General features: G+C 63.9%; 19 protein-coding genes and 1 pseudogene. 3 read left to right on the top strand and 17 right to left on the bottom strand.

Features of this window, described 5'->3' with window-relative positions; all coding sequences use genetic code 11:
• The 17 genes and pseudogenes from PSV26_RS01545 to PSV26_RS01465 form a co-directional block, all read right to left on the bottom strand.
• Nucleotides 1–426 carry a YciI family protein gene (locus PSV26_RS01545; RefSeq protein WP_300566825.1) on the bottom strand — a complete coding sequence of 142 codons (426 nt, stop codon included), beginning with the start codon at nt 424–426 and terminating at the stop codon, nt 1–3.
• Nucleotides 427–546: 120 nt separating this feature from the next.
• On the bottom strand, nt 547–900 hold the full coding sequence (locus PSV26_RS01540; protein ID WP_293593847.1) for a YciI family protein: 354 nt from the start codon (nt 898–900) through the stop codon (nt 547–549).
• A gap of 3 nt (nt 901–903) precedes the next feature.
• A pseudogene (locus PSV26_RS01535) lies at nt 904–1744 on the bottom strand (NAD(P)-dependent oxidoreductase).
• A gap of 72 nt (nt 1745–1816) precedes the next feature.
• Nucleotides 1817–2584 (bottom strand): enoyl-CoA hydratase, encoded by a 768-nt coding sequence (locus PSV26_RS01530; protein WP_300566822.1) that lies wholly within the window; start codon nt 2582–2584, stop codon nt 1817–1819.
• 183 nt (nt 2585–2767) lie between these two features.
• Nucleotides 2768–3577, bottom strand: coding sequence for a thioesterase family protein (locus PSV26_RS01525; protein ID WP_300566819.1), 810 nt, complete (start codon nt 3575–3577; stop codon nt 2768–2770).
• Between the two features lie 27 nt (nt 3578–3604).
• The gene (locus PSV26_RS01520; RefSeq protein ID WP_300566816.1) at nt 3605–4501 is read right to left on the bottom strand and encodes an alpha/beta fold hydrolase; all 897 of its coding nucleotides are present in this window, start codon (nt 4499–4501) and stop codon (nt 3605–3607) included.
• Between the two features lie 174 nt (nt 4502–4675).
• On the bottom strand, nt 4676–5875 hold the full coding sequence (locus PSV26_RS01515; RefSeq protein WP_300566813.1) for an acetyl-CoA C-acyltransferase: 1200 nt from the start codon (nt 5873–5875) through the stop codon (nt 4676–4678).
• A 20-nt stretch (nt 5876–5895) separates the two neighbouring features.
• Entirely contained in the window at nt 5896–6405 is a 510-nt protein-coding gene (locus tag PSV26_RS01510; RefSeq protein WP_300566810.1) for a DUF4442 domain-containing protein, read from the bottom strand.
• A gap of 142 nt (nt 6406–6547) precedes the next feature.
• The gene (locus PSV26_RS01505; RefSeq protein WP_300566807.1) at nt 6548–8956 is read right to left on the bottom strand and encodes a 3-hydroxyacyl-CoA dehydrogenase/enoyl-CoA hydratase family protein; all 2409 of its coding nucleotides are present in this window, start codon (nt 8954–8956) and stop codon (nt 6548–6550) included.
• A 155-nt stretch (nt 8957–9111) separates the two neighbouring features.
• Nucleotides 9112–9546: a DUF2147 domain-containing protein gene (locus PSV26_RS01500; RefSeq protein WP_300566804.1), complete on the bottom strand. Its 435-nt coding sequence runs from the start codon at nt 9544–9546 to the stop codon at nt 9112–9114.
• Nucleotides 9547–9590: 44 nt separating this feature from the next.
• Nucleotides 9591–11387: an acyl-CoA dehydrogenase C-terminal domain-containing protein gene (locus tag PSV26_RS01495; protein ID WP_300566801.1), complete on the bottom strand. Its 1797-nt coding sequence runs from the start codon at nt 11385–11387 to the stop codon at nt 9591–9593.
• Nucleotides 11388–11412: 25 nt separating this feature from the next.
• Nucleotides 11413–12177 carry a TetR/AcrR family transcriptional regulator gene (locus PSV26_RS01490; RefSeq protein ID WP_300517811.1) on the bottom strand — a complete coding sequence of 255 codons (765 nt, stop codon included), beginning with the start codon at nt 12175–12177 and terminating at the stop codon, nt 11413–11415.
• Nucleotides 12178–12285: 108 nt separating this feature from the next.
• Nucleotides 12286–14673, bottom strand: coding sequence for a PAS domain-containing protein (locus tag PSV26_RS01485; protein ID WP_300566799.1), 2388 nt, complete (start codon nt 14671–14673; stop codon nt 12286–12288).
• Between the two features lie 76 nt (nt 14674–14749).
• Nucleotides 14750–15598, bottom strand: coding sequence for a fumarylacetoacetate hydrolase family protein (locus tag PSV26_RS01480; RefSeq protein ID WP_300517806.1), 849 nt, complete (start codon nt 15596–15598; stop codon nt 14750–14752).
• Nucleotides 15599–15621: 23 nt separating this feature from the next.
• Nucleotides 15622–16368 (bottom strand): SDR family NAD(P)-dependent oxidoreductase, encoded by a 747-nt coding sequence (locus PSV26_RS01475; protein ID WP_300566796.1) that lies wholly within the window; start codon nt 16366–16368, stop codon nt 15622–15624.
• Complete coding sequence (locus PSV26_RS01470; RefSeq protein WP_300566793.1) at nt 16365–17108, bottom strand: SDR family oxidoreductase; 744 nt, start codon at nt 17106–17108, stop codon at nt 16365–16367. The genes PSV26_RS01475 and PSV26_RS01470 overlap by 4 nt, the downstream gene beginning before the upstream one ends.
• 18 nt (nt 17109–17126) lie before the next feature.
• Complete coding sequence (locus tag PSV26_RS01465; protein WP_300566790.1) at nt 17127–18242, bottom strand: mandelate racemase/muconate lactonizing enzyme family protein; 1116 nt, start codon at nt 18240–18242, stop codon at nt 17127–17129.
• Nucleotides 18243–18373: 131 nt separating this feature from the next.
• Here PSV26_RS01465 and PSV26_RS01460 point away from each other — a divergent pair, with 131 nt between their 5' ends.
• The 3 genes from PSV26_RS01460 (at nt 18374) to PSV26_RS01450 (ending at nt 20816) form a co-directional block, all read left to right on the top strand.
• A complete protein-coding gene (locus PSV26_RS01460; protein ID WP_300566787.1) occupies nt 18374–19093 on the top strand; it encodes a FadR/GntR family transcriptional regulator in 720 nt (239 codons plus the stop codon).
• Between the two features lie 53 nt (nt 19094–19146).
• Nucleotides 19147–20133: a sialic acid TRAP transporter substrate-binding protein SiaP gene (locus PSV26_RS01455; protein WP_300566784.1), complete on the top strand. Its 987-nt coding sequence runs from the start codon at nt 19147–19149 to the stop codon at nt 20131–20133.
• A gap of 110 nt (nt 20134–20243) precedes the next feature.
• Nucleotides 20244–20816 (top strand): TRAP transporter small permease, encoded by a 573-nt coding sequence (locus PSV26_RS01450; protein WP_300566781.1) that lies wholly within the window; start codon nt 20244–20246, stop codon nt 20814–20816.
• Nucleotides 20817–20823 lie beyond the last annotated feature (7 nt).

The following is a 20823-nucleotide window of genomic DNA, read 5'->3' as shown; positions in this document are numbered from 1 at the left end:
CTACTTCTGGCTCGGCGTGTTCATCTCGCGGAACCGCTCGACCTGCGCGCTGGGCTCGAAGTCATCCAGTTCATACAGCTGGCGAACCTCGATCACGGCCGGCGCATTTTCGCCGACAGGGTTGGGGAAACGGCGCGACCACTCCAGCGCCTCCTCGCGGTTGCGCACCTGGATGGTGGTGAAGCCGGCGATCAGTTCCTTGGCTTCCGCGAAAGGACCGTCAATCACGGTGCGCTTCTGGCCGTCGTAGTGGATACGCCAGCCCTTGCGGCTGGGCTGCAGCCCACTGGCATCGAGCAGCACGCCGGCTTGGGCCAGCTCCTCGTGGAAGTCGGCCATGGCAGCCATCAGTTTTTCGTCGGGGGTCTGCGGGGTGGTCTCGGCCTCGAACTCGGGCGTCGACTTCACAATGATCATGAATCGCATCGGGGTACTCCTTGTGTGTGGTGACCAGAATCCCTGGCCTCCTGTTGACACGACGAAGCAGCCGATGCGGAATCGACAAACCCGAACCAGGTAAAAACCCTTGGCTTCTGCTGCCGGGGCTCAGAGGAAACAAGGGCCGGTGGCCCGAACCTCCAGCGTGGCCCATTCAGCGGCGGGGCAGCGGGCGGCAATCGCCAGGGCTTGCTCCCGGGTTGCGCAGTTCACCAGAAAGAAGCCGCCCACCATTTCCTTGGCTTCGGCAAACGGTCCATCCAGCACCTGCGGCTTGCCGGCACTCACACGCACGCGGGCGGCGTTGTCCTGCGAGCCCAGCGACTCCACGCCCAGCAATACACCTTCTGATTTCAGCTCGTCGGCAAACTTGAGCATGCGCCCGTACACCGCCTCGCCTTCCGCCTGGCTGCGGGTCAGGCGCTGGCCGACGGGTTCGTGGATGAGAAGCATGTAGGGCATGGTTCAGTCCACGAAAAAATCAGGGATGAATTTCTTTGTGCCCGGCGTTACCGAATACTTCTCAAGGTCCGTCACGCCATGCGCGGCCAGCAGCTCGTCGTCAATGTAGAACTGGCCGGTGGCCGGGTTTGGACTGGTGAGGATCAGATGGGCCGCATCGGAAAGGATCTCCGGCTTGCGACACAGCTTCAGGTCCACACCGGGAATCATCTGCAGGGCGGCCGTGGCAATCGCGGTGCGCGGCCACAGGCTGTTGACGGCGATGCCGTATTTTTTTGAACTCCCCCGCATGGCCCAGGGTGCACATGCTCATGCCGTATTTGGCCATGGTGTAGGCCGTGTGGTTCTCGAACCAGTGGGGCTTCATGCTCAGCGGCGGCGACATGGTGAGCACCTGTGGCTTGCGCCCGGCCTGCGCGGATTTCTTCAACTCCGCCAGACATGCCTGGGTGCACAGGTAAGTGCCGCGCGCGTTGATGCCGTTCATCAGGTCATAACGCTTCATCGGCGTGTGTTCGGTGTCGGTCAGGCTGATGGCACTGGCGTTGTTGACCAGGATGTCGATGCCGCCGAACGCCGCCACCGCCTTGGCCACTGCCGCCGTCACCGCGTCTTCGTCCCGGATGTCCACCGCCAGCGGCAGCGCCTGCCCGCCGGCGGCTTTCACCGCTTCGGCCGCGCTGTAAATCGTGCCCGGCAGCTTGGGGTTGGGGTCTGTGGTTTTGGCCAGGATCACGATGTTGGCGCCATCGGCCGCCGCACGTGCGGCAATGGCCAGGCCGATGCCGCGCGAGGCGCCGGTGATGAACAGGGTTTTGCCTTTGAGACCGGGTACTGAACTCATGATGCCTCCTGAATGCTACATAATTAATAGCTGCTTGCGCTTACCGCATAAGGGCCGCAGGCCAATTTGACCTCAAACCCTGGAGAAATCCGGTTTGCGCTTCGCCATGAAGGCGCCGAAGGCCTCGCGGGCGGCCGGCTCCTTGAGCATGCGGCCAAAACTCAGGCCTTCTTCGGCCATCCGCTCGGCCACCATGCCAGCCTGGCCTTTTTTCATCAGCCGCTTGGTTTCCACCAGCGAGCTCAGCGGTTTGGCCGCGAGTTTTTGTGCCTGCCGCTGCGCCAGGGCATTGGCTTCGGCGGGCGGTACGATGCGATTGATCAGGCCCATCTCAAGCGCCGACTCGGCGGTGAACGGCTCGCCGAGCAACAACGCTTCGGCCGCGCGCGCGTAACCCATGAGTTGCGGCGCCAGAAAGCTCGACGCCGCTTCCGGGCACAGGCCCAGGTTCACAAACGGCATGGAAAAGGCGGCGTTGTCCCCGGCGTAGACGAGATCGCAATGCAGCAGCAAGGTGGTGCCTATGCCCACCGCGGGGCCGCACACGGCAGCCACCAGCGGCTTGGGAAAGGTGCTGATGCCGCGCAGAAAGCGGAACACCGGGGACTCGTGGGTGGCGGGCGGACCGTTGAGGAAATCACCGATGTCGTTGCCGGCCGAGAAAATGCTTTCGTGGCCCTGCATCACCACGGTGCGCACCGCCGCGTCCGCGTTCGCAGCGTCGAGCGCGTCGGCCATGGCGGCGTACATGGCCGAGGTGATGGAGTTTTTCTTCTCGACCCGGTTCAGGGTGATGGTCATCACCGCGTTGTCCGTGTGGACCAGGATGTCAGTGCTCATGTGGTGCTTTCCAGTGTTTGTTGAACGAAATAGATACAGACGCTGACGCTTCCAGGCCAGCCGGGGCCGCGGAACCGGCCTTGGCCCGCCCTGAGCCTGGCGAAGGGCCGGACCGCAGGCGCCGCGGCCCCCCCCCCCGGGGGGGGCCGCGACGACACGACAGTGCGGAGCGTGGGGGCCACGTTATTCCTTGTAGTAGACGACCTGGTGTGTGGTCACCAGCAATTGGCCAGCCTCGTTCCACAACTGCGCCGTCTGGTCGAAATAGCCGCTGCGAAAGGCCTGGGCCTGTGTCTGCCCCAGCAGGTAGCCGCTGCCCGTCGCCTGCAACAAGGCGGCATCGGCATGGTAATACACCGTCATCGACACCGTGCCTACGGGCACCAGCAGGGGCCGGCGGCGCCAGACGCGCGGATAAAACACGTCGGACAGTGCCGTGAGCGAGGCGAAATCGAGCGCCCGCGGAGGGTCGTCGCGCAGCCACAGCAGGGTGCGGCTGGCGCCCTGGTCGGCGCCGTGCCATTCGACCGGAATCGCACCTTCTGCGAAACGCATCTCATACCGTTTGACCCATTCGACCCGGGTTGGGCCGCCGGCCCGGGCGACATCCGCAGGGGCCGCGACGGCCGGCATGAGGTGTTCGTCGGTGCCCCAGGTGTCGCGCCGCAAGCCGAAAAAGGCGGTGCCGGTCAACACCGTTTCACCATCCTGCTGCATTTCGATCACCCAGTGCTGGGTCGAGCGGTTGGTGCGCGCGGGGCGAGTACGCACGGTAAACGGCCCATCCGCCAGCGCGGCGGCGAAGTTGACGGTCAGCGAAATCGGATCGCCCAGGCGCTGCGGGTGCTGCAGCACGGCGTTGAGCGCCTGCGCTGCGGTGACGCCACCGAAAGGCCCGACCATGTTGGCATAGGCGGCGCTGGTATGGCCGAGGAAGCTGCCGTCGGCCTGCGCCTGCACGGCCACGGCCGAATCAAAAGGATGAGAACTCATGCTTCGAGTATGCCGTCCCTCTGGAGCTCAGGCAGTCGTACCGGTGACGTCGCCAGGCCGTTGCGCCGGGTCCATGCGCTCCAGCGTTTGGACCAGGCGCGGCCACAGGGAGTCGCTGAACTGCTGGCGGAAAAAGCCGAAATGGCCGATACGCCTGACGCCCAGATCGGCCGGTTTGATGCGTTCAAAACTGCGCGGCGCACCGGTGTACAGATTGATCAGGTTTTGCGTGCCGCGCCAGGTCATCAGCTCGTCGTCGGTGATGGACAGCGCCAACACAGGAAAACTCGCCTGCGCATAACTAAGTCGTGCGCCCTCCCCTTCGGCGCCCACGCAGTATTCCGGGTTCAGGCACCACCTGCGCCACTGCAGCATCACGCCGGCCGGCAGGTCGCCGACCTTCTTCAGTTTGCGTCCGGGGAAATAACCGCACAAGCGCGTGGCCAAGGGCACCAGCACGTACCAGAAATACAGCACCATGCGCTTGAGCTGCGGCGCGTTGTCGCGCCAGTAACCGCTGCCGGCGGCAATGCTGACCAGGCCATCGACCTGGTGCTGGTTTTTCAGGAAACCCGGCAGTTGCGCGCCCAGGCTGTGGCCCAGCAGGTAAAGCGGTGCATCCGGCAATGCGGCCTTGGCCGAGGCCACCACCGCGTCGTAGTCGCTGGCCCAGTCGAAAAGATCGGCCCGGAAACCACGCAGCGATCCGTCCGGCGTACCGGGTAAGGACTCGCCCGAGCCTCGGTAGTCAAAGGTCGTGACCCGGAAGCCCTGACCCGACAACCACTCGGCAAACGACGCGTAATAGTCCTGCCGCACGCCCATCGCGCCGCCGATCACCACGCTGGCTTGTGCCGGCGTGCCGGCCTCGTAAACCCGCAGGGCGAGCTGTGATGTGCCCGATTCAAGAAGCTGCTGTTGCATGTTTGTCTCCAAAATTTGCATACCGGTCTTCGCCGGTTTAACCACCACAACTGCCAGGGCGTAGCGAGCGGGATGCAGTGCCAGGCGCGGGCGCCCGAAGAAAACCGGAGCGACCTTCAGGGTCGTGAGGATTTTCTTGGGGCTGCAACGACGCAATGCGCCCGCGCAGTAGCCCTACACCCGTTCGAAGATGCCTGCGGCGCCTTGCCCCATCCCCACACACATCGTCACCATGCCGTACTTCAGCTGGTGCCGGTGCAACGCGTGGATCACCGTCGCCGCACGAATTGCGCCGGTCGCGCCCAGCGGATGGCCCAGCGCAATCGCACCGCCCATGGGATTGACCTTCGCCGCGTTCAGGCCCAGCGTGTTGATCACCGCCAGTGACTGGGCGGCAAAAGCCTCGTTCAACTCATACCAGTCGATGTCTTCCTGCTTGAGACCCGCATAACGCAGCGCGGCCGGGATGGCTTCGATCGGGCCTATGCCCATGATGTGCGGTGGCACGCCCTTGGCCGCGTAGCTGACAAATCGCGCGAGCGGCTTGAGGCCATGTTCCTTTACCGCCTTTTCGCTGGCCAGGATCAGCGCACCGGCACCGTCCGATGTTTGAGAGCTGTTGCCGGCCGTGACCGAGCCGCGCGCAGCGAACACGGTCTTGAGTTTGGCCAGGCCTTCGAGCGAGGTGTCGGGGCGCGGACCTTCGTCCAGGCTCACGGTGCGGGTTTTGCTGATGACTTCGCCGCTCTCCAGATCCGGCGAACGGTCGGTGACCTCGACCGGCGTGATCTCGGCCGTGAACTCGCCGGTCTGTTGCGCCTTGATCGCCTTCTGGTGCGACTCGACCGCAAACTGGTCCTGCGCCTCGCGCGACACCTTCCACTGCTGCGCCACCTTCTCGGCGGTCAGGCCCATGCCGTAGGCAATGCCGATGTTCTCGTCATTGGCAAACATGGCCGGTGACAGCGAGGGCGAGTTGCCCGACATAGGCACCATGCTCATGCTTTCGGTACCGGCGGCAATCATCACGTCCGCCTCGCCGACACGAATGCGGTCGGCCGCCATCTGGATCGCGGAGAGGCCCGACGCGCAAAAACGGTTGACGGTGATGCCGCCCACACTGGTCGGCAAGCCGGCCAGCACCGCGCCAATACGCGCGATGTTCAGGCCCTGCGGGCCTTCGGGAATCGCACAGCCGCAAATGAGGTCTTCGATGGCCTTCGGGTCCAGCGTCGGCACTTGGGCCAACGCCGCCTGAAGCGCGCGCACCAGCAGTTCGTCGGGTCGGGTGTTGCGGAAAAACCCCCGGTGCGAACGCCCGATGGGCGTGCGCGTGGCGGCAACGATGTAGGCTTCCTGGACTTGTTTGGACATGATGTCGTTCCTTTGATTCTTCAATTTTTTCGCGGGCCGGAAGGTATCCAGGCCCAGACAAATTCACATTCGACCGGCTCTACGCCGGCCTCGTCAGTCACCGTGACGGCAACCGTCACTTCGCCCTTGTCGCTGGCCCGCATGGCAGCGCGCTGCTCGTCGCTCAAGGTGGCCACGGCACGCAGCGATCCGGTGGCGCGCTTGTTGAACGCCATCTTCAGTTCCTTGGCCAAGGGGATGCAGTCGTCCCGCACATTCATGCCCACCACCATGCCGGTGGCGGTTTCGGCCAGCAGATTCATCGCCGAAGCATGGATGCCGCCGATGTGGTTCTGCACCTTCTTCTCGTTCCTGATACCGATCTCGACAAGGGTCGGCGTCATCTGCAGAAAATCCAGCCCCGCCGTTCCGGTGAACGGCACGGCGCGGTGCATCACCACACCGCGAAACCAGGTGCGCGCAAAAGCCGGCACGTCGGACAGCCGGTCCAGCTGGCGTTCAAGGCGGTTGGGGTTGTTGTGTGGGGTCATAAAGTTGCGGTTCGTGATTGAGAAAGCGTAGCGAGGAGGCATCAGGCTAGGCGCGGGTGCCCGGAAGCAACCGGAACGTACTTCTGTACGTGAGGATTGGTTCTGGGCTGCAACGACGCATGATGCCTCCGCAGTAGCTTTATCAATTACGAAGAGGTTTGCCCGTGCTCATCATGCCCATGATCCGCTCCTGCGTTTTCGGGTGTTCCAGCAGCGAGCAGAAGGCCTTGCGCTCCAGCGTCATCAGGTACTCTTCGGTCACCAGCGAGCCGGCATCCACATCGCCGCCACAGACCACGTTGGCGATCAGGCTGGCAATGTGGAAGTCGTGCGCGCTGATGAAGCCGCCATCGCGCATGTTGACGAGCTGGCCCTTGATGGTCGCCAGGCCGCTGCGGCCGACCACGGGGAAAGGCCGCTTGTGCGGTGCGCGGTAGCCGGAGTTGAACAGCGCGCGGGCCTCGTTGAGCGCCACATGCAACAGCTCGTCCTTGTGGGGCACGATCACATCGCTGTCCAGCAGGTAGCCGATCTTGCGGCTCTCGATGGCGCTGGTGCCCACCTTGGCCATGGCCGCAGCAGTGAAACCCTCGGTCAGGAAGGGCAACACGTCCTTGCTGGTGGACGTCGCGGCGTTTTCGGCCGCCCGGCGTGCAATGTAGGTCAGGCCGCCGGCACCAGGCACCAGGCCGACACCGACCTCGACCAGGCCGATGTAGCTTTCCATCGCAGCCACCCGTTTGGCCGAATACACCGCCAGCTCGCAGCCGCCGCCCAGTGCCAGGCCGCGAACGGCCGACACCACGGGAACGGCCGCATAACGCAGCTTGAGCATCACGTTCTGCATCTCGGCCTCAGCACCCTCGACCGCCGAGACACCGGCCATCATGAAGGCGGGCAGCATGGCCTGCAGGTCGGCGCCGGCCGAGAACATCTCGTCGTTCGACCAGATCACCAGGCCCTTGTAACTTTTCTCGGCGAGATCCACCCCCATGGCCAGGCCTTCGACCACATCGGGGCCGATGGCATGCATCTTGGTCTTGATGCTGGCGATCAGCACATCGCCCTGTTCGCCAGCCAGCGTCCACAGACGGATCGCATCGTCTTCGTGCAGCGTCGTGCCGGCGGTCGTGAAGTCGGGCAGCGCCTCGCCGAGCAGCTTTTCGGGGAAATGCTGGCGCTCGTAGACGGGCAGCGCGCGGCGCGCCACAAATTTTCCGGCCGAAGCGCTCCAGGAGCCCTGCGCCGTGTGCACGCCACCGGCTTCGGCCACCGGGCCCTTGAACACCCACTCGGGTAGCGGCGCCTTGCACAGCGCCTTGCCGGCGTCGATATCTTCCTGGATCATCGTCGCCACGTCCAGCCAGCCGGCTTCCTGCCACAGCTCGAACGGGCCCTGCTTCATGCCGAAGCCCCAGCGCATGGCCTGGTCCACGTCGCGCGCGTTGTCGGCAATGGTGGCGAGGTGCACGGCGGCGTAGTGAAAGCTGTTGCGCAGGATGGCCCAGAGAAACTGGCCCTGCGGTCCCTCGGCGTTGCGCAGCAGGCGCAGGCGCTCGCCGGCCGGCCGCTTGAGCATGCGGGTGTACACCTCGTCGGCCTTCTCGCCGCCGGGCACGTACTCCTCGCTCTCAAGGTCGAAGCGCAACACGTCGCGCCCCACCTTCTTGTAGAAACCGGCCCTGGACTTCTGGCCCAGGTTGCCCAGTTCCAGCAGTTTTTTCAGCACATCGGGCGTGCCGAAGCTGGGGTAGAACGGGTCGCTCTTTTCGTCGAGGTTGTCCTGCAGGGTCTTGATGACATGGGCCATGGTGTCCAGGCCCACCACGTCGGCGGTGCGGAAGGTGCCGCTGCTGGCGCGGCCCAGCTTCTTGCCGGTGAGATCATCGACCACGTCGTAGGTCAGGCCGAAGTTTTCGACCTCTTTCATCGTCGCCAGCATGCCGGCGATGCCGACGCGGTTGGCCACGAAGTTGGGCGTGTCGTGGGCGCGGATCACGCCCTTGCCCAGGCCGCTGGTCACAAAGGCTTCGAGGTCGTCGAGCACCTTGGGATCGGTGGTCGGCGTGTTGATCAGCTCGACCAGCGTCATGTAGCGCGGCGGGTTGAAAAAATGGATGCCGCAAAAACGTGGCTTGATCGATTCCGGCAATGCCTCGCTGAGTTTGGTGATCGACAGGCCCGAGGTGTTGCTCGCGACGATGGCGCCTTCGCTGATGAAAGGCGCGATCTTGTGGTACAGGTCGGTCTTCCAGTCCATGCGTTCGGCAATCGCCTCGATGATCAGGTCGCACTCCTTCAGAACCTCCATGTGTTCCTCGTAGTTGGCCTGCTGGATCAGGGCCGCGTCTTCGGGCACGCCCAGCGGTGCGGGCTTGAGCTTTTTCAGGCCCTCGATCGCGCGGCTGACGATGCCGTTTTTCGGGCCTTCCTTGGCGGGCAGGTCAAACAGCACCACCGGCACCTTGAGGTTGACCAGATGGGCCGCAATCTGCGCACCCATCACGCCGGCACCGAGCACGGCGACTTTTTTGACTTGGAAGCGGGACATCTGTTTCGTTCCTTATTGATGACTTATCTTGTTTCGTTGCGTGTATTGAATCCCAGTCCAGTGACAGCGTGGAGCCGGCTCTGCCGGTCCACAGCTGTCGCCCCTGGAAGGGGAGATGTGGCTACACGCAGTGAGCCGCAGGCGGGGTGAGCCATTTACTGAATACGGACCCAGGTCTGGGTTCGCCCGAAGGGGCCGAACGAGCCCCGGACTTCAAGCTTTTTGCCGCCTTCGGCGGGCGTCAGGCGCAGGGTGTAGTTGCGGCCGTTTTCGGGATCCAGGATCTTGCCGCCCTCCCACACCTCTTTGCCTTCGGCCTTTTTGGCGCCGCGGATGATCTCCAGGCCAAGAATCGGCTTGTCCTTGCGGTCATCGCTGCACTGGTCGCAGACGTCATCGGGCTTGACGTCCTTGCCCAGGCGTGTGGCGATCTTTCCGCTGAGCACGCCGGCGCTCTCGACAATCCGGATCTCGGCCTTGGCCTCCCCGGTCTTGTCGTCCACATTGCGCCACAGGCCGACCGGCGTCATCTGGGCCAGGGCGGGGAAAGCCAATGCTCCTAAAACAATAGCTGTCAGCGCACGGTACATAAGGACTACAGGGCTAATATTCATATACAACAAGCGCCAGCCGCTCACGCCAGCGCGGCGTCCGTGTCCATCAGCGCCTTGCTGCCGCTGCGCGCGGTGCGCATCAGCGTCGCGGTCTCGGGAAACAGTTTCGCGAAGTAAAAACGCGCCGTCTGCACCTTGGCCAGGTAGAAGGGATCGGTGTTTCCAGCAGCGATTTCGCGCAGCGCGGTTTGTGCCATGCGCGCCCAGAAGTAGCCAAACACCAGGTGACCGGCCACGCGCAGATAGTCCACCGCGGCGGCGCCGACTTCATCGGGGTTCTGGAAACCCTTGAAGCCCAGCTCGGTCGTGAACTTGGTCATCTGGTCGGCCAGGTAGGCCAACGGGTTGATGAACTCGGCCATCTTCTCGTTGACGCCTTCTTCGGCAATCAGCGCACCAATGATCTTGCCGAATTTCTTCAGTGTGGCGCCATTGTTTCCAAGAACCTTGCGGCCCAGCAGGTCCAGCGACTGGATGGTGTTGGTGCCTTCGTAAATCATGTTGATGCGGTTGTCGCGCACAAACTGCTCCATGCCCCATTCCTTGATGAAGCCGTGGCCGCCAAAGACCTGCATGCAGGCGTTGGTGGCAATATGGCCGTTGTCGGTCAGGAAGGCTTTCACAATGGGTGTGAGCAGCGCAACGATTTCGCCGGAGTCCTTGCGGACCTTTTCGTCGGGGTGGTGCAGCTCCTTGTCGAGCAACATCGTGCAGTAGATCGCCAGCGCGCGGCCGCCTTCGGCATAGGCCTTGGCGGTCAGCAGCATCTTGCGCACATCGGGGTGCACGATGATGGGGTCAGCCGGCTTGTCTTTGGCCTTCACGCCCGACAGCGAACGCATCTGGATGCGGTCCTTGGCGTAGGCCAGCGCGTTCTGGTAGGCCACCTCGGTCAGGCCCAGCGACTGGTTGCCGACACCCAGGCGGGCGGCGTTCATCATCACGAACATGGCAGCCAGGCCCTTGTTGGGCGCGCCCACCATGGTGCCGACGGCGCCCTCCATCACGATCTGCGCGGTGGCGTTGCCGTGGATGCCCATCTTGTGCTCCAGGCTGGCGCAATAGATGCCGTTGCGCGCACCAATGGCGCCGTCCTTGCCGACGTTGAACTTGGGCACGGCAAACAGGCTGATGCCCTTGCTGCCCTGCGGTGCATCGGGCAGGCGCGCCAGCACCAGATGCACGATGTTCTCCGTCATGTCGTGTTCGCCGGCACTGATGAAGATCTTGTTGCCGGTGAGTTTGTAGCTCCCGTCAGCTTGTGGCTCGGCTTTCGTGCGCAGCATGCCCAGGTCGGTGCCGCAATGCGGCTCGGTCAGGCACATGGTGCCGGTCCACTCGCCGCTGGTGAGCTTGGGCAGGTAGATTTTTTTCTGTTCGTCCGTGCCGTGGGCATGCAGGGCCTCATAGGCGCCGTGCGACAGGCCCGGGTACATGGTCCAGGCCTGGTTGGCGGAGTTCAGCATTTCGTAGAGGCACTGGTTCACGACAAAGGGCAGCCCCTGGCCACCGTACTCGGGGTCGCAGGACAGCGCTGCCCAGCCACCCTCGACGTACCTGGCATAGGCCTCCTTGAAGCCCTTGGGCGGCGTCACCTCGTGCGTGGCCTGGTCCAGCTTGCAGCCTTCCGTGTCGCCGCTGATGTTCAGCGGGAAGGTCACTTCGACTGCAAACTTGCCGGCTTCCTCGAGCACGGCATTGATGGTGTCCGCGTCCACATCGGCGTGTTTCGGCAGGGCCTTGAACTCGTCGGTGACCTTGAGCACTTCGTGCATGACGAACTGCATGTCGCGCAGTGGCGGGTTGTATTGAGGCATGGAAGGGTCCTTTGATGGGGAGGGATTAAACGGGAGAAACGGAGGAAGCTGAGGAATCAGGTACCGGCCGGGCGCTGCCGCCGGTCAGGGATGCCGAGTCAATGAGCGGGGCCAGCGCGCCGGCGGCGTCGCTGCCATAACGCGCCAGGATGCTCTGGAAGGCGCGCAGTGTCCGCTCGATGGAGCCGGGCGTCTTGAGGAAGCGGGCTTCGTAATGCAGGGCCAGGATCAGGCCGTGGATCTCGAAGGCAATCTGGCGCTCGTCGGCGTCTGCCCGTAAATGGCCAGCCTCCTTGGCCAGCACCACCGCACGGTACATGGCGGCCAGCCAGGTCTGCACCGAGGTGGCCAGCGCGTCGCGCACCGGCCCGGGCCGGTCGTCGAATTCGACGGCGCCACTGATGAAGATGCAGCCCGACTGCAGCTCGACCGCCACACGTTTCATCCAGTTGCCGAACAGGGCCTGCACACGCGGCAGGCCTTTGGGCTCTTTCAGTGCGGGGTAAAAAACCTCTTCTTCGAACCGCGCGAAATACTCGCGGATGACCGAGATCTGCAGTTCTTCGCGGGAGCCAAAGTGGGCAAACACGCCCGACTTGCTCATGTGCATGACTTCGGCGAGCGCGCCGATGCTCAGGCCCTCCAGCCCGATCTGCGTGGCCAGCCCGAGAGCGGCATCGACGATCGCAGCCTTGGTCTGCTGCCCTTTTTGCATGCCGGCGTGCGCCGCGCGACCACTCTCCCGGGGTCCCGGGCGGGCTGCCTTGACAGGAAGTTCGGTAACAGACATGGAAAGCCAGACAAAAACGAACGATCGTTCTATTTTGCCGCAAAACCCGCCGCATTCAAGCCGACAGCCTCGAAATCCCGGTTTATAGGGTTGAGGCCCTAGGCCAGATCAGGGTAAACCCGCATCAACTTGGGGCGCTGCCAGCGGGAATTCTGCGATCCAGTCGGAAAGCTGTTGCGGATCGAAGGGCTTGGTCAGGTGGCGATTGAAGCCTGCTGTCAGGGCCTTCTGCCGGTCATCGTCCTGGCCCCACCCGGTGGCCGCAATCAGCAGCGGGCGGTCGCCCCAGGGCTGGGCGCGCACCAGCCGCGCGACTTCGTAACCGTTGAGGCCGGGCATGCCGATATCGAGCACCAGCACATCGGGCCGCAAATTCGTCGCCAGGTCGAGCGCCTCGCGCCCGTCGTAGGCCGTGTGCACGAGGTAGCCATCCATGCGCAGCAGTTCGGCCAGCACCTGCACCGCGTCGCGGTTATCGTCGGCGAGCAGCACGGTCCGGGCCTCGGGCTGACGCAGGGCCGGCAAGGCCGCAACAGGGCTGGCGCTGAACGCCTGCCGGTCGGTGCGGTAAGGGAGCTTCACGACAAAGCGACTGCCGCAGCCAGGGCCGTCGCTGAAGGCCGAGACCTTGCCGCCGTGCAGTTCCACCAGCCCTTTGGCCAGCGCCAGCCCGATGCCCAGTCCGCCTTCCGAGCGGTCCAGCGCCGATTGTTCCTGGGCGAACATGGTGAAGATGTTATCGATGGCCGCCGGACTCAGGCCAATCCCGCTGTCCGACACGGTGAAGCTCAGCCAGTTCCCCTCCACCTGCACGTCGAGCCCGATCCGCCCGCCCTCGTCGGTGTATTTCACGGCGTTGTTCAGCAGGTTGGACAGCACCTGCGCCAGCCTGAGCGGATCTGCCACCAGCTGCAGGCCGACGCCGCCGACCGTCGCCACGAGCACGTGCCGCTTGGCCTGCGCCAGGGGACGCACGGTTTCCAGGACGGACTCCACCAGATCGTCGACTGCCAGGGGCACTTTTTTCAGGATCACCCTGCGCTGGGTGATGCGGGCGACGTCAATCAGGTCGTCCAGCAGGCGGGCCATGTGCCCCACCTGGCGCCCGATCACCTCCACGGCATGTTCGCGCGCCGCCGGCCGGGAAGCCGGAGAGCCCAGCAGCTGCACGGCGGCACGAATCGGCGCCAGCGGGTTGCGCAGTTCGTGCGCCAGCGTCGCCAGGAACTCGTCTTTCTGCCGGTCCGCATCGCACAGCGCCTGGTGGTTCTTTTTTGCGTCCTCGATGTCGGTGGTGGTACCGAACCAGCGCAACACGCGGCCAGAGGCATCGAGCTGCGGTACCGCCCGGGTCAGAAACCAGCGATAGACCCCGTCATGGCGGCGCAGCCGGTACTCGACCTGCCATTCGGTGCCCTGTTCACGCGCGGCCGCAAAAGCCCGCCGCGGCGCGGCGCGATCTTCGGGGTGAAGCGCGCCCGTCCAGCCATGCTCGAGCGCGGCCTCGGTGCTCTGACCGGTATAGACCGACCACTGGGAATTGAAACGTTCCAGGCCGCCGTCGACCCTGGCCACCCAGGCCATCGCGGGAATGCTGTTGGAAAAAACCAGCAGGGCCTCCTGCGCGCGCTGCAGCGCGGTCACTTCATGGCCATGTACAAAAACGCCTTCGACCTGCCCGGTCAGCCCCCGCAGCGGCTGATAGACAAAATCAAGGTAAGCCTCCGTCAGGGGCGCGCCGGGTTCGCTGTTGAGCATCACTCGTACCGAGCGGCCGGCATAGGGCTCGCCGGTGGCAAACACCTTGTCGAGCAAGGCCACGAAGCCCTGCTCCACCACTTCGGGCAGCGCTTCGCCCACCGGTTTGCCGATAACATCGCGAAAACCGGTCAGTTGCAGGTAAGCGTGGTTGGCAATCTCGAAGACATGGTCCGGCCCGCGCATCACCGCGACAAAGCCGGGCGCCTGGCTGAACAGCGTCTGCAGGCGCTCCTGCTCGCTGCGCTGATGCCGTTCAGCCAGCACCATGGCCGTGGTTTCGGTACAGGCGCAATACAGGCCGGCAATGGCGCCGCTCTCGTCCAGTACAGGCGAATAGGAAAAGGTGAACCAGGTGTCTTCGTCGTAGCCATGGCGATGCACGCGAAGCGGCAGGCTTTCTTCAAAAAAGGCTTCCCCACCCAACGCACGCTCCACCAGTGGCACAAGATCGGCCTGAAGTTCATGCCAGACCTCGTAAAAAGGATGGCCCAGCGCCTGCGGATGTTTGGCGCCCAGAACCTCGGCATAGGCATCGTTGTAGAGCAGGGACAGGCTCGGCCCCCAGGCCACAAACATCGGAAAGGCCGAGCCCAGCATCAGGTTGACCACGGAGCGCAAGGACTGCGGCCACAGCACCGACGCGCCCAGGGGCGAGCCCGACCAGTCCCGCTCGCGCATCAGCCGGGCAACACCAGTATCTCCGGCCAGAAAGGCAAGCGGGGGGTGGGAACTCATGGATCGAGTGTAGCCCCCGGGTCAAGGAGCGCGGACAGCGCTCAGGCGCCGCGCTTGGCCTGCGCCTGAACCAGGGTCACAGCTTGAACGGCACCACCACCTGGCGCTGTTCACCCAGGCCTTCAATGCCCAGGGTCATGACGTCACCCTTTTTCAGATACAAGGGCGGCTTCATGCCCATGCCCACGCCGGGCGGTGTGCCGGTGGTGATCACGTCGCCGGGCATCAAGGTCATGAACTGGCTGACATAACTGATGATTTTGGCCACCCCGAAAATCATGGTCTTCGTGCTGCCGGTCTGCGCACGCTGTCCGTTGAGGTCCAGCCACATCGCCAGCTTCTGCGGGTTCGGCACATCATCGCGCGTGACCAGCCAGGGGCCGATCGGACCGAAGGTGTCGCAGCCCTTGCCCTTGTCCCAGGTGCCGCCGCGCTCGATCTGGTACTCGCGCTCGCTGACGTCGTTGATGGTGCAGTAGCCGGCCACAAAATTGAGCGCATCCTTCTGCGAGACATACCGCGCGCGGGTGCCTATCACCACGCCAAGTTCGACCTCCCAGTCGGACTTGACCGACCCCTTGGGCAGCATGACCGGGTCGTTGGCCCCCTGGATGCAGGTGGTGGCCTTCATGAACACGATGGGCTCTTTCGGAATTGGCAGGCCCGATTCGGCCGCGTGGTCGGCATAGTTCAGGCCGATGGCGATGAACTTGCCGACACCGGCCACCGGGCTGCCCAGACGCGGCGTGCCCTTGACGAGCGGCAGGTTTGCCGTCTTGAGCTTGCGCAGCTTGGCCAGTGCGGCATCACCGAGCTGCTCGGGGCCGATGTCCTTGACCACGCCGCTCAGGTCGCGCAGCTTGCCCTCGGCATCGATGAGACCTGGTTTTTCCTTGCCGAGTTGGCCGTAACGAACGAGTTTCATGGTTTTCCTTTTAGTTGAACAAATCAATAAGTTGATCGGCCGCCCGAGAGATCGAACACGGCGCCGGTCGAGAAAGAACACTCTTCGGTGCACAGCCAGCCCACCATGGCGGCCACCTCCTCGGGTGTGCCGAAGCGGCCCATCGGTATTTTCGACAGCATGAAGGCGATATGCTCCGGCGACATCTGGTCAAAAATGGCGGTCTTCACGGCGGCCGGCGTAACGCAGTTGACGCGCACGCCCGTGTCGGCGAGTTCCTTGCCCAGCGACTTGGTCAGCGCAATCACCGCCGCCTTGCTCGCACTGTAGGCGCTGGCATTCGGGTTGCCGTCCTTGCCCGCCACCGAGGCGATGTTGACGATGCGGCCATAGTTGTTGGCGCGCAGGTGCGGCGCCCACTCGCGGCAGCACAGGAACAGGCCGTTGAGGTTGACGGCCATCACCTGCTCCCAGGCGTCCACAGGGTAGTCCCAGAGCTTGACGTTGGGGCCGGTCACGCCGGCGCTGTTGACCAGCGCATCGACCCGTGGTGCGATCAGCAATGTCGCCTGGACCGCCGCCTGCACCGATACATGCTGCGACACGTCCACCGCCACCGCCGAGGCCCGCGGACCCAGCGCGACCGCCGCCTGCTTTGCCGCCGCTTCGTCGCGGTCCCACAACGTGACACTGCCGCCGGACTGGATCAGCCGCTGCGCAATGGCGTAACCCAGGCCGGTGGCGCCACCGGTGACCACCGCGTGCCGGCCCTGGAAGTCGAGCTGGTTCATATGGTCATGCCGCCATCGATGTTGTAGTGCTGGCCGGTGACAAAGGCCGCCTCGTCGCTGGCCAGAAAGGTCACGACGGGTGCAATCTCGTGGGCCTGCGCGAGCCGGCCCATGGGCTGGCGGGCGATGAAATTCCTGCGGGCCTCCGCCGGATCTTCGTAGACATTGATGCGGTCCTGCAGCGAGGGCGTATCGACGGTGCCGGGACAGATGCAGTTGCAGCGCACGCCCTGCATCACATAGTCGGCCGCCACACTTTTGGTCAGGCCGATCACCGCCGCCTTGGACGCACCATAGACAAAGCGGTTCGGCAGCCCCTTGATGCTGACCACACTGGCCATGTTGATGATGCTGCCGCTGCCCTTGCCGCCGTTGTTGGCAAGCATGCGCGGCAGTGCCGCCTGGATGGTCCAGAACTGCGAACGGACATTGAGATTGAAAGCAAACTCCCACTCCTCGTCGGTGGCCTGCAGGGCGGTGCCGGCGTGCACAAAACCCGCACAGTTGAACAACACGTCGAGCGCGGGCATGTCAGCGATGACCTGGCGAATCGCCGCCTTGTCGAGCACGTCCAGCGTCAAGGCACGGATGTTGGGCATGCCCGCGTAACCGTCGAGCAGCTTCGCATTGACGTCGGTCGCCCAGACCTGCGCGCCTTCTGCCGCCATGGCCAGCGCACTGGCCTTGCCGATGCCCTGGCCGGCGGCCGTGATCAGTGCGGTTTTCCCTTGAAGTCTCATGTGGTTTCCTTGGTTGGTTTATTGATTCAGCGTGGTGTCGGCAAGCTGCCGTTTGGCAATGACCGGCCAGTCCCACGCGATGCCCAGGCCCGGCGTGTCGGGTGGCCAGGCATAACCGCCCTCGACCCGGATCCGGCTGGTCGTGATGTCGTCCAGTTGCGGGATGTATTCAACCCACGCCGCATTGGGAACGGCTGCGCACAGGCTCACATGCAGTTCCATCAGGAAATGCGGACACACAGGCACGCCGAAACCTTCGGCCAGATGGGCCACCTTGATCCATGGCGTGATGCCGCCTATGCGCGCCACATCGGGCTGGACAATGCTGCAGGCGCCCTGCTCCAGGTATTCGCGGAACTGGCTCAGGTGGTACATCGACTCACCCACGGCCACCGGGATGGCCGTCTGGGTGCGCAGTTGCGTGTGCCCCGACACGTCTTCGGCCGCCATCGGCTCCTCCAGCCAGGCCAGGTCCAGCCCCGCAAAGGCTGCCGCCCGGCGCAGGGCTTCCGGGCGGTTGAAGCCCTGGTTCGCGTCGACCATGATGTCAAAACCCGGGCCGACTGCGTCCCGCACGGCGGACAGCCGCGCCACGTCCTCGCTGACATGCGGCCTGCCGACCTTGATCTTTGCACCCCGAAAACCCTGGGCCTGGGCCGCCAGCGTCTGCGCCACCAGCTCGTCGGCGTCCAGATGCAGCCAGCCGCCCTCGGTGGTGTACACCGGCACGCGCGTTTGCGCGCCACCGAGCAACTGCCACAGCGGCAAGCCCTGGCAGCGGGCGCGCCAGTCCCACAAGGCGGTGTCCACACAGGCCAGCGCCAGGCTGGTGATGGCCCCCACGGCGGTGGCGTGGGTGTGGAAAAACAGGTCTTTCCAGATCGCCTCGACATGCAGCGGGTTGCGGCCCAGCAGGCGCGGCGCGAGGTGGTCGTGGAGCAAGGCCATGACCGACGAACCACCGGTGCCTATGGTGTAGGCATAACCGGTGCCCTCCACGCCGTCGCTGCAGCGCAGGGTCAGTAGCAGCGTCTCCTGCGTCACAAAAGACTGGATGGCATCGGTGCGCACGACCTTGGGCGGCAGGTTGACCTGCCGCAGGCGGATGGACTCAATCGTGACAGGCGCTGTCATGGGCGGACGCAGGGAAAGAACATTACAGGGTTTAGCCGGATGGCAGCAAAGGCTGGAATCATGGGATTATCAATTGGCCTTACCACTTGTCCACTTCTGGCTAACCCTTAATACCTCTCCTTGTTGAAAAAATGCCGCTGCAAGCCGTCGAACCGCAACGACTTTACCGCCAGATTGCCGAGCAGCTGCGCTCGCTGATCAGCAAGGGGGAATTTGCGGCCGGCACGCGCCTGCCGGCAGAGCGCGACCTGGCCAAACAGCTCGGCGTGAGCCGGCCGTCGGTGCGGGAAGCACTGATTGCCATGGAAGTCGAGGGCTGGGTCGAGGTGCGCACCGGCTCCGGCGTGTATGTGCTGGACCGGTCCCTGCGTGCCAGCCGGTCCGCGGGGCCGCAGGTCGCGCTGACCGAATGGGGACCGCTGGAACTGATACGCGCGCGCCGCGTGGTGGAGGGCGAGATCGCCTCGATGGCCGCTCTCCAGGCCAGGCGCAAGGACATCGACGCCATGCGCGCCGCCATTGACATGATGGTCACCGACGCCCACCGCGGCGTGTTGCCGCTGGACGGCGACCGGGCCTTCCACAGCGCGATTGTCGAAGCTTGCGGCAACGTGGTGCTGATCGAAACCGTGCAGAGTTTCTGGGACTCCCGCCGCGGGCCGCTGTTCACGCGCCTGACCGGCTATTTCGAGACGATGAAGTCATGGCAATCGGCGATTGCAGAACATGAAGCGATTTTTGCCGCCATCTGCGCACACGACGGCCCCGCCGCCCGCACGGCGATGCATGCCCACATGGACAAGTCCCATGCCCGATTCAGCGCGAGCTGGCGCCGCGCGAAGACCAGCTGAAGAAAGCGCCCGGCAACTCACCTTTTCTTTCAACCTTTCACCGAGGAGACAACATGACAAAACGATTCACTCTGAAAACAATAGCATGCTGCGCAATCATGGCGGGCACTTTGGGCACATTTGGCATGGCCCATGCGCAGACCAAGCTGAAGTGGGCGCACGTCTATGAAACGTCCGAGCCCTACCACAAGTGGTCGGTCTGGGCGGCCGACGAGTTCAAGAAACGCACCAACGGCAAGTACGAGATCCAGGTCTTCCCGGCTTCCAGCCTGGGCAAGGAAAGCGACATCAACCAGGGCCTGCAACTCGGCACGGTGGACATCATCCTGACCGGCGCCTCCTTTGCGTCCAATTCGTATCCGCGGCTGGCCGTGAGTTACTACCCCTTCACCTTCCGCGACGCAGACCATGTGGTCAAGTACGGCAAGAGTGATGTCTTCAAGGAGCTGACCGAAGGCTACAAAAAGGCCACCGGCAACACGGTGACGGCCCTGACCTACTATGGCGCGCGCCATGCCACCAGCAACAAGCTGTTCACCAACTGCGACCAGATGAAGGGCCTGAAAATGCGTGTGCCGGACTCCCCGGCCTATACCGCGCTGCCGCGCGCCTGCGGCGCCAACCCGACGCCGATCGCCTTTGCCGAGGTCTACCTGGCCCTGCAGAACGGCACCGTGGATGCGCAGGAGAATCCGCTGCCCACCATCGAGGCGAAAAAATTCTTCGAGGTGCAGAAGAACATCATCCTGACCGGCCACATTTCCGACGCGCTGCTCACGGTGATTGCGCCCAGCCTGTGGGGCAAGCTGTCCCCGGCCGAGCAGAAAATCCTCTCCGACGTGACGCAGGAAGCCGCCGTCAACGCCACCAACGACATTCGCAAGCGTGAAGGCGAACTGGTGGAAGAGTTCAAGAAAAAGGGCAACAACGTGGTGACGGTTGACCGCGCCGACTTCCAGCAACGCGTGCTCAAAGCCATCACTTTCGAGTCCATGAAGCTCGACAAGAAGGACTGGGACCGCATCATCGCCATCAAGTAACCCCCCGAAGCGGCTCACTGGCGTGCGCCGCCTCCCCTCAGGGGGCGACACCAGCGGCCCGGCAGAGCCGGTTCCGCGGTGTCCCTTGATTTCAACTCGCAGGACATCCAATGACCCCATCAATTGACGACATGCCCGCAGTAATGGGCGATGACGGACAGTTCCACGCGCAGGACGAAGCGGTGGACCTGTCCGACACCAAACTGGAGGCCTGGGTCGCACTGGGCTTCTTCTGGATCCTGGGCGCCACGGTGTTCTACCAGTTTTTTACCCGCTATGTGATGAACGACTCGGCGGCCTGGACCGAGGAGATCGCGCGTTACCTGCTGATTGCCGTGGTCTTCACCGGGGCCACCATTGGTGTGGTCAAGAACAACCACATCCAGGTGGACTTTTTCTACAAGTTCATGCCCACGCCCATGGCACGTGCGATGGCCACTGTCGTGGACGTGCTGCGCGTGGGATTCTTTGCCGCGGCGGCCGTGTTGACCGTGATGATGATGCTCAAGCTGGGCAGCAATTCGCGCATGACCATGGTCGACCTGCCCATGAACTGGGTTTACGGCATCTGCCTGCTGGGTTTCATCGCCATGGCTTTCCGGTCCGTCCAGATTGCGCTGTTCCACCACCGGCGCGGCTACTCCGTCCTCGAACGCCCCGAGTCCTCGATGGACGACAAATAACACCCAC

Origin of the sequence: Polaromonas sp. (genome assembly GCF_029945685.1) — a bacterium.
Lineage (GTDB): Bacteria > Pseudomonadota > Gammaproteobacteria > Burkholderiales > Burkholderiaceae_C > Polaromonas.
This window is presented reverse-complemented; position numbering and strand designations above follow the sequence as displayed.

What these genes read in the sequence shown, in the direction of transcription:
- PSV26_RS01460 (WP_300566787.1), top strand. Translation starts at nt 18,374, where the DNA reads ATGCCGCTGCAAGCCGTCGAACCGCAACGACTTTACCGCCAGATTGCC.
- PSV26_RS01450 (WP_300566781.1), top strand. Translation starts at nt 20,244, where the DNA reads ATGACCCCATCAATTGACGACATGCCCGCAGTAATGGGCGATGACGGA.
- PSV26_RS01495 (WP_300566801.1), bottom strand. Translation starts at nt 11,387, where the DNA reads ATGCCTCAATACAACCCGCCACTGCGCGACATGCAGTTCGTCATGCAC.
- PSV26_RS01530 (WP_300566822.1), bottom strand. Translation starts at nt 2,584, where the DNA reads ATGAGCACTGACATCCTGGTCCACACGGACAACGCGGTGATGACCATC.
- PSV26_RS01500 (WP_300566804.1), bottom strand. Translation starts at nt 9,546, where the DNA reads ATGTACCGTGCGCTGACAGCTATTGTTTTAGGAGCATTGGCTTTCCCC.
- PSV26_RS01455 (WP_300566784.1), top strand. Translation starts at nt 19,147, where the DNA reads ATGACAAAACGATTCACTCTGAAAACAATAGCATGCTGCGCAATCATG.
- PSV26_RS01485 (WP_300566799.1), bottom strand. Translation starts at nt 14,673, where the DNA reads ATGAGTTCCCACCCCCCGCTTGCCTTTCTGGCCGGAGATACTGGTGTT.
- PSV26_RS01480 (WP_300517806.1), bottom strand. Translation starts at nt 15,598, where the DNA reads ATGAAACTCGTTCGTTACGGCCAACTCGGCAAGGAAAAACCAGGTCTC.
- PSV26_RS01510 (WP_300566810.1), bottom strand. Translation starts at nt 6,405, where the DNA reads ATGACCCCACACAACAACCCCAACCGCCTTGAACGCCAGCTGGACCGG.
- PSV26_RS01505 (WP_300566807.1), bottom strand. Translation starts at nt 8,956, where the DNA reads ATGTCCCGCTTCCAAGTCAAAAAAGTCGCCGTGCTCGGTGCCGGCGTG.
- PSV26_RS01540 (WP_293593847.1), bottom strand. Translation starts at nt 900, where the DNA reads ATGCCCTACATGCTTCTCATCCACGAACCCGTCGGCCAGCGCCTGACC.
- PSV26_RS01520 (WP_300566816.1), bottom strand. Translation starts at nt 4,501, where the DNA reads ATGCAACAGCAGCTTCTTGAATCGGGCACATCACAGCTCGCCCTGCGG.
- PSV26_RS01490 (WP_300517811.1), bottom strand. Translation starts at nt 12,177, where the DNA reads ATGTCTGTTACCGAACTTCCTGTCAAGGCAGCCCGCCCGGGACCCCGG.
- PSV26_RS01515 (WP_300566813.1), bottom strand. Translation starts at nt 5,875, where the DNA reads ATGTCCAAACAAGTCCAGGAAGCCTACATCGTTGCCGCCACGCGCACG.
- PSV26_RS01545 (WP_300566825.1), bottom strand. Translation starts at nt 426, where the DNA reads ATGCGATTCATGATCATTGTGAAGTCGACGCCCGAGTTCGAGGCCGAG.
- PSV26_RS01525 (WP_300566819.1), bottom strand. Translation starts at nt 3,577, where the DNA reads ATGAGTTCTCATCCTTTTGATTCGGCCGTGGCCGTGCAGGCGCAGGCC.
- PSV26_RS01475 (WP_300566796.1), bottom strand. Translation starts at nt 16,368, where the DNA reads ATGAACCAGCTCGACTTCCAGGGCCGGCACGCGGTGGTCACCGGTGGC.
- PSV26_RS01465 (WP_300566790.1), bottom strand. Translation starts at nt 18,242, where the DNA reads ATGACAGCGCCTGTCACGATTGAGTCCATCCGCCTGCGGCAGGTCAAC.
- PSV26_RS01470 (WP_300566793.1), bottom strand. Translation starts at nt 17,108, where the DNA reads ATGAGACTTCAAGGGAAAACCGCACTGATCACGGCCGCCGGCCAGGGC.